This is a genomic window from Nostoc sp. CCY 9925, assembly GCF_963920935.1.
GTDB lineage: Bacteria > Cyanobacteriota > Cyanobacteriia > Cyanobacteriales > Nostocaceae > Nostoc.
Genome location: NZ_CAWUDO010000177.1, coordinates 1 through 10,332, shown reverse-complemented (window position 1 = coordinate 10,332; position 10,332 = coordinate 1). Strand labels below are relative to the sequence as shown.

9 protein-coding genes and 1 pseudogene are annotated in these 10,332 nt (G+C 46.2%); all 10 read left to right on the top strand.

Annotation, left to right across the window (positions count from 1 at the left end):
* Positions 1–303 (top strand): annotated as a pseudogene (locus ACM0OY_RS38225) (hypothetical protein); the annotation flags it as partial.
* 52 nt (positions 304–355) lie between these two features.
* A complete protein-coding gene (locus ACM0OY_RS38220) occupies positions 356–1,204 on the top strand; it encodes an STAS domain-containing protein (protein WP_414573927.1) in 849 nt (282 codons plus the stop codon).
* A gap of 17 nt (positions 1,205–1,221) precedes the next feature.
* Entirely contained in the window at positions 1,222–1,635 is a 414-nt protein-coding gene (locus ACM0OY_RS38215) for an STAS domain-containing protein (protein WP_414573926.1), read from the top strand.
* Entirely contained in the window at positions 1,622–2,020 is a 399-nt protein-coding gene (locus ACM0OY_RS38210) for an anti-sigma regulatory factor (protein ID WP_414573925.1), read from the top strand. The genes ACM0OY_RS38215 and ACM0OY_RS38210 overlap by 14 nt, the downstream gene beginning before the upstream one ends.
* Position 2,021: 1 nt before the next feature.
* Complete coding sequence (locus tag ACM0OY_RS38205) at positions 2,022–3,029, top strand: ATP-binding protein (protein ID WP_414573924.1); 1,008 nt, start codon at positions 2,022–2,024, stop codon at positions 3,027–3,029.
* Between the two features lie 297 nt (positions 3,030–3,326).
* Positions 3,327–5,468, top strand: a complete 2,142-nt coding sequence (locus ACM0OY_RS38200; protein WP_414573923.1) for an ATP-binding protein — start codon at positions 3,327–3,329, stop codon at positions 5,466–5,468.
* Positions 5,461–7,506 (top strand): response regulator, encoded by a 2,046-nt coding sequence (locus ACM0OY_RS38195; protein ID WP_414573922.1) that lies wholly within the window; start codon positions 5,461–5,463, stop codon positions 7,504–7,506. Before ACM0OY_RS38200 ends, ACM0OY_RS38195 begins: the two co-directional genes overlap by 8 nt.
* A 168-nt stretch (positions 7,507–7,674) precedes the next feature.
* Positions 7,675–8,262 (top strand): thylakoid membrane photosystem I accumulation factor, encoded by a 588-nt coding sequence (locus tag ACM0OY_RS38190; protein WP_414573921.1) that lies wholly within the window; start codon positions 7,675–7,677, stop codon positions 8,260–8,262.
* Between the two features lie 411 nt (positions 8,263–8,673).
* Positions 8,674–9,282 (top strand): hypothetical protein, encoded by a 609-nt coding sequence (locus tag ACM0OY_RS38185; protein WP_414573920.1) that lies wholly within the window; start codon positions 8,674–8,676, stop codon positions 9,280–9,282.
* A 264-nt stretch (positions 9,283–9,546) separates the two neighbouring features.
* Complete coding sequence (locus tag ACM0OY_RS38180; protein ID WP_414573919.1) at positions 9,547–9,984, top strand: Hsp20/alpha crystallin family protein; 438 nt, start codon at positions 9,547–9,549, stop codon at positions 9,982–9,984.
* Positions 9,985–10,332: the final 348 nt, after the last annotated feature.

Below are 10,332 nucleotides of genomic sequence, written 5' to 3'. Positions count from 1 at the left end.
CCTCAGATATTCAGCGACGAACCTCAGATATTCAGCGACGAACCTCAGATATTCAACGACGAACCTCAGATATTCAACGACGAACCTCAGATATTCAACGACGAACCTCAGATATTCAGCGACGAACCTCAGATATTCAAAAGTTTCATTCTTATCTCTTCCATCTCCCCCTGCCTCCCCTGCCTCCTGCCTCCCCTGCCCCCTGCCCCCTGCCTCCCCTGCCCCCTGCCCCCTGCCTCCTGCCTCCCCTGCCCCCTGCCCCCACTCCCTGCCTCTTTAACTTCAGTTTTCACGTTGGGCTGAATCGTCATACACTGATTTTGGAATAATCAAAAAGGTTGCCCTAAAAGGAACGATGAGCGAAAGTAAGATACCAGAGATCCTGGAAACTTTCGAGGCAGACATGCTGTCGGAGTGGACTCAAGAGCTAGCCGCTGTCAATATTCGCAGAGGCTTAATTAAAGAAGCTGAGCTAAAGGAGGAGTGCCGGGAATTTCTTAGCTTGTTTCGCTTCGCCGTTGGGCAAGGCAACTTGACTAATATTCAAGGAGCAACGTGGCAGGATATGCGAGAGATGCTGACTAGCATTTCACGATCGCGATCGCAAAGAGGTTTCACACCCTCGGAAACAGCTACATTCATTTTTTCCTTCAAGCAACCCCTGTTCAATCGATTGCGTCAGGAATTGAAAGATCCCATTGAGTTGGGTGAAGAAATCTGGCTAGCCACAAACTTACTAGATCAACTGGGATTGCTGGTTGTGGAAGTGTATCAGAAAGCTCGGGAAGAGGTGATTTGGCGACAGCAGGAGGAGTTGCTGGAGTTGTCTATCCCAGTAGTTAAACTCTGGGAGGGAATTTTGGCATTACCCGTTATCGGCACCCTGGATAGTGCCCGGACTCAAATAGTCATGGAGTCATTATTGCAGAAGATTGTTGAAACAGGGTCAGAAGTTGCCATCATTGATATTACTGGGGTTCCCACCGTCGATACCCTCACGGCTCAACATCTGCTTAAGACCGTTAACGCTGCCCGTCTCATGGGAGCAGATTGTATAATCAGTGGCATTCGTCCTCAAATTGCCCAAACCATCGTCTATCTCGGCATTGATTTGACTAATGTCACAACAAAGGCGACACTAGCCGATGCCTTTGTAATGGCGTTAAAACGGATGGGAGCGACCATTCGCTATCAACCCCAATAGGTAGACAGGAGAAACCAATGGAACGTATTCCCATACTCAAAATGGGCGATCTCCTGCTTGTGACCATCCAAGTCGATATGCACGATCGCCTTGCTATGACGCTACAGGACGACCTGACCAACCGCATTACTCAAACTCACGCTCACGGTGTGCTAATCGATATTTCGGCATTAGAGATTGTTGATTCTTTCCTGGCAAGGATTTTAGCCAACATTGCCAAAATGTCACGGGTACTGGATGCGGAAACGGTTGTCGTGGGGATGCAGCCTGCGGTGGCAATCACCTTAGTGGAATTGGGGCTATCGCTGATGGGCATCCGCACTGCCTTAAACGTAGAAAAAGGCATGGCACTGTTGCGATCGTCACTCGATGAAACTACAAATCAAATCACTGCCACTAAATGGCGTGCAGATGACGATGCAGAAGACTGAAACGCTCGAAATTCAATCTTCTGGTGATGTAGTCTTAGTTCGGCAGGCAGTACGCCAGCTGGCTGTGGAAATTGGCTTTGGCTTAGTAGACCAAACTAAAATTGTCACCGCCGCCAGTGAGTTGGCCCGTAATACCCTAAACTATGGAGGAGGCGGCACAGCCAAGCTAGAAACGCTTGAGGAAGGGAAACGACGAGGAATTAAACTGACCTTTGAAGATCAAGGCCCGGGAATTCCGAATATCGAACTGGCGCTGAAGGATGGCTTCACCACGGGTAACGGGTTGGGTATGGGACTGAGCGGTGCAAAACGGCTTGCCAACGAGTTTGAGATTCAGTCTGCGGTGGGAGAAGGGACACGGGTAACAATTATACGATGGAAATAAAATGATCGAATCTGTCGCCATCACAATTACTGAATCCAGCCAGGCCGGGGAAGCCCGACGGGTAGCGATGGCTTTGGTAAGTCGGCTCGGCTTTCAGGAAACCCAACGGGGCAAAGTTGGCATTGTGGTGACAGAGATTGCTAACAATCTGGTGCAGCACGCTCGCGGTGGAGTGATGCTGCTGCGATCGCTCAAGCAGCATTTAGCCGTCGGCATTGAAGTTTTGTCGCTGGATAAAGGGCCGGGGATGGTCGATGTAGATGAGTGTTTGCAAGATGGCTTTTCCACAGGCGGAACATCAGGCAACGGATTGGGCGCAATTCTTCGCCTCTCTAATTTATTGGAAATTTACTCCATTCCCAAGCAAGGGACAGCACTCCTGGCTCACGTTTGGTCAGACTCGGCACCCCATCCGCCCCAAAAGATCTTAGAAATTGGGGCGATCTGTTTGCCCAAACGAGGTGAGGACATTTCCGGAGATGCTTGGGCATGTGAAGTCGATAGTTGTCGTAGTTTGTTGCTAGTAGCGGATGGCTTAGGGCATGGCCCTCTGGCTGCCAGTGCTGCTTCCCAAGCCGTGAGAATCTTTCAAGACCATCATCATCTTTTTCCTGGGGCGATCGTCGAAGCTGTCCACGCGGCCTTGCGAAGTACACGAGGAGCAGTACTAGCCATTGCCGAAATCAACTTTGAACAACAGTCTGTCCGCTTTGCCGGCATTGGCAATATTTCTGCCAGCATTTTATCGTTCACTGAACACCACAATCTGCTATCTCATAACGGCATAGTCGGGCATGAACTCCGCAAAATTCAAGAGTTGAGCTATCCCTGGTATGCTAACGGACTTTTAATTATGCATTCTGACGGATTAGACACTAAGTGGCGGCTCGATCGCTATCCCGGTTTGAGTCAAAAACATCCCAGCCTGATTGCAGGTATGCTATACCGCGACTTTAACCGAGAACGCGACGATGTGACGGTGTTAGTGGCTAAAGGAATGGGCAAATAAGTAGGAGGCAGGAGGCAGGAGGCAGGGGGCAGGAGGCAGGAGGCAGGAGGCAGGAGGCAGGGGGCAAGGGGCAGGAGGCAGGGGGCAAGGGGCAGGAGGCAGGAGGCAGAAGGCAGGAGGCAGGGGGCAGGAGGCAGGGGGCAGGAGGCAGGGGGCAGGAGGGAAAAGGGTGTTTTGATAGGGGTTTTAAACTTTTGTACTTTATATTTAAATATGTCTGCCTACTTACTAATTCGTAATTGAAGGAACAAGCGGCAAAGGAAGTGCAAGTTTGAATTGGAGCGAACTGACTTGACAATGCTTTTCAGACTCGAAATTCACTACGAACAGGATGTTGTGCAAGCTCGGCAACGAACTAGGGAAATCGCCGAGCAGCTGGGCTTTGATGCTCAAGATCAGGCACGATTGGCAACGGCAGTTTCTGAAATTGCCCGCAACGCCTTTCAGTATGCTAAAGGCGGAATGGTGGAATTTTGTGTCGAAGGAGAGCCGCAAGCTTTTCTGATTCGGGTTGAGGATCGAGGTGAGGGCATTCCTCATCTGGCAGACGTTTTGGCAGGACGCTACAACTCTGGCACAGGAATGGAACTCGGCATCGTCGGCACCCGCAGACTAATGGATTTCTTTGAGATTGAATCGCTACCGGGACAAGGAACAACGGTGGTGATGAGTAAAAGGTTATCGAAGCGCACGCCTAGTTTCAGCGATTCGCAATTGCAGCAGATTCGAGAAACCGTCATTGGGCGATCGCCTCAAAATCCCTATGAAGAAATCCAGCGGCAAAACCAGGAATTACTCCGGGCAATGGCAGAACTGCGGAAGCGCGAGGAAGAACTGATCCACCTGAATCGAGAATTAGAAGATACCAATCGCGGTGTAGTTGCCCTCTACGCAGAACTGGATGAAAAGGCAGACTCGCTGCAAAAGGCAAACGAGCTAAAAACCCGCTTTCTCTCAAACATGAGCCATGAGTTTCGCACGCCCCTCAACTCCATTTTGTCCCTCTCTCGGATGCTGCTGGCACGGATGGATGGAGATTTGACCACTGAGCAAGAAAAGCAGGTAACATTTATCCAAAAGGCAGCGATCGGATTATCAGAATTGGTCAACGACTTGCTGGATTTAGCAAAGGTGGAAGCTGGAAAAATTGAAGTGCGCCCCAGTACCTTTGAAGTCAGTGACTTGTTTGCCACGTTGCGGGGAATGCTGCGCCCATTATTAGTTCAAGGCTCCTCTGTGGCCTTGATTGTCGAGGAACCCAATGCTATACCTCCGCTTTATACCGATGAGAGCAAAGTCGCCCAAATTCTCAGAAACTTTGTCTCCAATGCCCTCAAATTTACCCAGGAGGGAGAGGTGCGCGTCACCGCCATCCAAACAGGTCATACCGTGACCTTCTCCGTATCCGATACGGGCATCGGCATTGCTCCAGGCGATCAAGAGCGGATTTTTGAGGATTTTGTGCAAATTGAGTCCCCTCTGCAAAAGCAGGTGAAGGGAACTGGGTTAGGGTTGCCGTTATCGCGCAAGCTAGCGGAGCTACTCGGTGGCAGCATTTCCATGAGAAGCGAGCTGGATCAAGGCTCCACTTTTACGACATCGATTCCCATCGTCTACCCACATGCGACTGAATTTCCCACCCTACAGCAACCCGCACCACTGGAGCCAAATCGCTTGCCCATTCTGGCGGTTGAAGATCATCCGGAAACGCTATTTATTTACGAAAAGCACCTTCAGGAGTCAACCTATCAACTGATTCCGACCCGGACTTTAGCTCAGGCAAGGCTTGTCTTACAACAAGTTCGACCGATGGCGATTATGTTAGATATTATGCTAGAAGGGCAAAACGGCTGGACGTTCTTGCGAGAACTCAAAGGAGATGAAACGACTCGTACCATCCCTGTACTCGTTATTACCATCATTGATAACGAAAAACAAGCACTAGCGCTAGGAGCCAACGACTTTCTAATTAAGCCCGTAGACAGATTGCCGCTGTTAAATAAACTCAATACGCTGATTAATAAGAATAGTCCTCAAAAAATTTTATTAATCGACGATGACCCCGCCTATCGGTATCTAGTAAAACAGCTGTTGGTAAATACACCATTGAGTATTTTAGAAGCCGTGAATGGACAAGAAGGATTAAACTTGGCACAACGCGAGTATCCAAATGCGATCGTGCTTGACTTAGAGATGCCAGAAATCGGTGGGTTTGATGTACTCGAGCAGCTTAAAAACAATTCCGTCACTCAGTCGATTCCTGTAATCATTCACTCATCTGCTCAACTGGATGTAGAAGTGCAAAGTCAGTTAGCAAAACAAAGTATCGCCATTCTTTCCAAAGAAACAGGTTCTCAAACGGCAACCATCGCCCAACTTCAAGATGCCCTCGTCAAAGCCGGAATTGTTTTGGATGCTTGGGGACAAACCAATGTCTGATCTACACGTGACGATCCTGCATGTTGACGATAACGCAGCCAATCGTTACGTTGTCACCCGGATTTTGCAAAATGCGGGGTTTACCGTGGTGGAAGCAGCAACTGGATCGGCTGGATTAAAGGCAGTTCTTGAGTATCAGCCTGCTTTGGTAATTCTAGATGTCAAATTACCTGATTTGAGCGGCTTTGAAGTCTGTCGCCAAATTAAGGCCAACCCAGAAACGACTTTTATTCCGGTGCTACACCTTTCTGCAAGTTTTATCCAAAGCCACGACAAAGTAGAAGGCTTAGATAGCGGTGCTGATGCCTATTTAGCACAACCAGTTGAACCCATTGAACTGGTTGCTACGGTGCGATCGCTATTGCGAATTCGACGGGCAGAAGAATCTGCTTTTTCCTCAGCGCGGGAGTGGCAAAGCACCTTTGACTCCATCAACGACGGCGTATGTCTGGTAGATCGACAAGGTATAATTCTGCGCTGTAATCGAGCAATGATGGAGATGGTTGGCAAGCATCCTGGCGAAATTTTGGGTCGTTTGTACCATGAGTTGATAAACGCACAATGGGGAATCGGTGACGGCATTTGCTTTCGCCGTGCTAAAGAAACTCACCAACGGCAAGTTCTAGAATTTCAATCTCAAGGACGGTGGTTTGCCAAAACCATCGATCCGGCATTTAATCAGCACGGGACTCTCACAGGTGCTGTTTTCATCCTGTCAGAGATTACCGAGCGTAAACAAGCACAAGCTTTGCTGCAAGAACAGAACGATCGCCTCAATCAGCTGATGATCTCTTTGCAGCAACAGACTGAACAAGCACAGCAAGCCAACCGAATTAAAGATGAGTTTCTTGCAGTGTTGTCTCATGAATTGCGATCGCCCCTGAATCCGATTTTGGGTTGGGCAAAAATTCTGCAAACGAGCCAGCCTGACACAGCCAAAAGTCAGTACGCACTCGAAACAATCGAGCGCAATGCTAAGTTACAAGCGCAACTGATTGAAGATCTGCTTGATGTGTCGCGCATTCTCCAAGGTAAGTTAAGTTTGAACACAGTTCCAGTTGGTCTAACTTTTACCATCAAAGCTGCCCTTGAAACCGTCCGCCTCGCGGCTGAAGCCAAATCCATTCAGATTCAAACCATATTTGAACCGAACGTTGGTCAAGTACTGGGTGATTCCGCTCGTTTACAACAGGTTGTTTGGAATTTACTTGCCAACGCTATTAAATTTACCCCACAAGGTGGTCGAGTAAAGGTGCAATTGTACAAGATAGCAGGGGAAGCAGGGGAAGCAGGGGGAGCAGGGGAAGTAAAGGAAGAAATAACTCAAGTCCCCAATCCCCAATCCCCAGTCCCTAGCTATGCTCAAGTGACTGTGAGCGACACTGGTAAAGGTATCTCTAGTGACTTTTTGCCCTACGTCTTTGACTACTTCCGCCAAGCTGATGGGACAACCACCCGAAGATTTGGGGGGTTGGGGTTGGGGTTAGCCATCGTGCGTCATTTGGTTGAACTGCACGGAGGAACCGTTGAAGCAGCGAGTCCTGGAGAAGGACAAGGTTCGACGTTTACAGTCAAGCTACCACTCATCCCTGCGGCAAAACTGCATCAAGATGATACTCCGTCCCATAATCACTCAGACCTCAATCTCAATGGATTGCAAGCACTAGTTATAGACGATGCCAGAGATTCGCGGGAGTTCATCGCCTTCCTACTAGAACAGTACGGGGCGCAAGTGACTCAAGCGGACTCCGCTAGTGAAGCTTTGAGCAGTTTGGAACAAGCAAAATTTGATTTGCTAATCAGCGATATTGGTATGCCTGATGTGGATGGCTACACACTAATTCGGCAAATTAGAAAGCTGTCAGCCGATCGCGGCGGAAAAATTCCGGCCATCGCCCTCACTGCTTATGCTGGAGAAAGCGATCGACAACAAGCACTGTCCGCCGGATTTCAACACCATATTTCCAAACCAATTGAACCAGAAGTACTAATGCAGGCTATTTTGAATATATTAGGCATTGACCCAATATATGTGTAGTTGACCGCCAGATCGTCGAATTCTGCGGTGTCTGGAATAGAGCCTTGCATTCGATTCATCGATACAAGTTATCTTAAAAAATAGTGCGCGGGCGTAATTATATATCCAGCCTAGTTTGCCGATTTCAGCACAATTCACGACAAGTAGTAGCTTGCAAGGTTTCTTTTGATGAATAGCACAAAGTTTCTTTTTTTACATAAAAAATTTACTGGCTGGCAAAAATTGCTGTCCAAATGCCTGTTCTTGGTTGTTTGTCTGTTCATTATAAGTATGCAACCTGCATATGCTGGTCTCAACGATGATAGGTATGATGGCAACATGTTTGTCGTTTACGCTGGTAATGGTTCATTAGTTCCTTCTAAACTGACGCTGGCACAGTCTTTAGCAGAACATAAACCTGTATTTTTGGCGTTTTATCTCGATGACAGCAGCGATTCCAAAAGATATGCCATTTCCATTTCACGGGTACAGGAATTCTATGGTCGGGTAGTAGAGATAATCCCTATTAGTGTAGATAGCATCGCGCTTAAAGAGACCTACGACCCCACAGAACCAGGATATTACTATTCTGGGAGTGTTCCTCAAGTTTTGGTGTTTAATCAATCAGGTCAGGTAGTTTTAAATAAAAAGGGTCAAGTACCTTTTGAAGAGATAGACGATGAATTTCGCAAAATATTCGATTTATCACCACGCACTGAAACAGCACAGCTAAAGCGGCGGGCTTTCAATGAATTCAGTAGTGAGTTAGCTAAGTAGCTTATCGGGTAGACCAAATTGGTCTGCCCTAATTTTTAGTGCTATGTGTTACTGCATTGTTTTAGATGGCAAAGCATAATAAGTAGAAGGCAGAAGCTAGGAGGCATAAAGTAGAAGGCTACAAACTAAATTCTTTACCTATTCTCTTTTCCATCTATGATTTGTCTGCACAGTTCATGAAGGCTATTTATTGAAATATTCTGCATAACACGTTAGAAAGTTAATTCATAGTCTATAGTTCATAGCTAATGACAAATACCCAATGCCCCATACTTCGGCTTGCTTCTCTACGAGAGGCTGCGCCAACGGCTCCGCTCAGTACAAGCCGCTCAGGGCAAGTCGCTCAACGCAAGCCGCTCAGTACAAGTGCCCAATGCCCAAATAACCAATGACTAATTAAAGTGTATTCTGATGTCAAAGGTTTACACCACTCAGCAACTAATCCAAATTTTGGCAGACGAACGCCAAGCTTGCCTCAACGGAAAACGCTTAAAATTAGAAGTAACAGTTTCTGGTAATCCCGTAATTGACCAGTTTATCAGAACTGATGGGTTGCAACAGTTCACAGCCTATCAAGATTTCAAAGCGGCAATTCACGATTACCAAAAAGAAAATCAAGTGTCAGGTATTATCTGGCGTCAGATGACAGTCAAGGGTAAAAACTTGCATTATCCCGAAGTAGATACCGAATTAATCGCGCTTAACAGCGACTTAGAAATCTTAAAAGCCGCTAAAAATACGATTTTGCAATTTTGGTATGAAGTCACTACAGGGATGGACTTGTATTTAAGTTTCAACAATAGTAAACAACACCAACAGATTATCACGCCTGATGTCGAAAGAATTGCTCAAAGAACAGAATGGGCAAGTTTATGGAAGTGGGAAAATTCTAGCTTTTTGGAAATAATTTTGCAGCTAGGATGGGGTAAACCAGAAGAAGCGTATTATAAACGAGGAAGACCGCGATCGGGTAGTGAATATATTCATGCAGTCAATCCTGGAAATCGTCCCATTGGTTGATTGATATAGCGATCGCATTTGATTATCGAAATTATTACTTATTGCCTTTTATTACTAAATTCTCGCTATTTCGGTTTACCGAACATAATAATGAGAGTAAACCGTAATTTATTCTTGTCATTAACGTAGTGCGGTAATCATCAATATTATTGGTGATAATAACCGAATTTACACCAGTTTTAACTATGCGTAATATTGAAATTAAGCACAAGCCCAAGTGCAAAACTTATTAAATAAATAACTAATTAATTGCGAGGAAGAGTTATGGCACTAGTTCGTTGGAACCCTTGGGGAGAAATCGGCACTCTACAACGTCAAATTAATAATTTATTTGAAGACACTAGAGTACCATCTGGATTGTTTGATAGAGATTTTCTCAGAGTTCCGGCTGCTGAATTACAAGAAACTGATGATGCTCTGCATCTGAAGCTAGAATTGCCAGGAATCGACGCCAAAGACTTAGATATTCAGGTCACTGAAGATGCTGTTCACATCAGCGGCGAACGGAAGTCTGAAACTAAAACTGAAGAAAAGGGTACTACCAAGACCGAATTTTACTACGGTAAATTCCAACGTGTAATTCCTTTATCTGCTCGGATTCAAAACACCAATGTCACCGCAGATTATCAAGATGGCATCTTGCACCTGACACTACCTAAAACTGAGCAAGAAAAGAACAAAGTTGTCAAGGTTAATCTCTAATCACCTTTGCTTAATCAGTTGCGATCGCACTACCTTACCTCTTTTGATGGATTGAGATAGTTAAAAGCCTATCCCCTCTCGAAACTGGGCTTTTTCGTCAAAATTCTCTGCATATCTATAAATAGGAGAGTGTGCGATCGCACCTTCTGAGCTAAGCTCAAATAAGTAAAATTTATACAAGTGATAAGTTTTACTGTCTTAATAAAACTTGATTAAATTACGTAAAGCAATGTAAAGTACATATACAGGCGAAAACAGACCGCCTAATTCATTAGCTGAATAAGCAACCGCATTTATAAAACAATGACAGCAACCATTCAACGTCGCGAAAGCGCCAACGTCTGGGAT